At 44.8% G+C, this 902-nt stretch carries 1 protein-coding gene; it reads right to left on the bottom strand.

Going from position 1 to position 902, the window contains the following annotated elements; all coding sequences use genetic code 11:
• Nucleotides 1–902 (bottom strand): hemagglutinin repeat-containing protein (locus ACFIMA_RS09780; RefSeq protein ID WP_375693784.1); only part of this gene is annotated, 902 nt, incomplete at both ends.

Below are 902 nucleotides of genomic sequence, written 5' to 3'. Positions count from 1 at the left end.
CCTCCGGTCAGCGTTGTTTTATCTTTAACGTTGATCTTAAAACCACCATCACCCGCTTTGATGCCTGATTGCTCCACAACACTATGATAATCACTAGAGGATTTATCCTTGTTCAATGAAATATTGGTTGTGGCTGTACCTTCCTTTTCTCGGCTATTATAACCAATGGAAACAGAGTTTTGCTTGCTGGAACTTTGTCCCGTATCACTGCGGCTGGTAATGGCAAAATCACCCCCTACTTCCATTTCTACACGCTCTCCAGAAACCACGGCGCCTGCCAATGTGGTGTTTGCACCACTCGTTGTGTGAACTGTGCCGGTGCCAATAATATGGCTGTTCTTCTGGTGAACCTCCTCACTGGAACCCTTGCCTTTACCAAAAGAAGCATTCCCCATCCACCCTGTACCACCGGTACCATAACTATACCCAATATTCATTGAAGCGCTTTGCGTGTGGTTTTCTGTGCTCTGCGTGTTTTGCGCACTTTCAAAGATGATATCTTTACCTGCTTCCATGGTGATATTCCCGCTCTGTTCATCATTGCTTTGCATCGGGTTTGTACCAGCAATAATATCGGCTCCAACACCATGGATGCTGCCTTTGTGGGCTTGCATATTAACAGCGCGTCCTGCTTCTATTGTACCTGTTACCGCAGTAGAGGTCTGAACAGAGGCTTCTGCCTTCTCTGTCTTAAAGCCCACGGTTACGCTAGCAGAAACATCAGCAATATCACGAATAGACTGTTTGTTTCCACCTTTCATCTCATTATAAAGACCTTTGCCTTTGCTATAGAGATCATAGCCTTTTAGACCAGCAATAAGACCATTGCCGATTTTGTGTTTTGTATCCCCATGACCAAAACGTTTGACTGCATCCTTTACATCTTTTACTGTACCAAGAAT

Source organism: Bartonella sp. AP88HLJMH, assembly GCF_042195605.1.
Lineage (GTDB): Bacteria > Pseudomonadota > Alphaproteobacteria > Rhizobiales > Rhizobiaceae > Bartonella.
The sequence above is the reverse complement of the archived record's forward strand: the minus strand, read 5'-3'. Positions and strand labels throughout refer to the sequence as shown.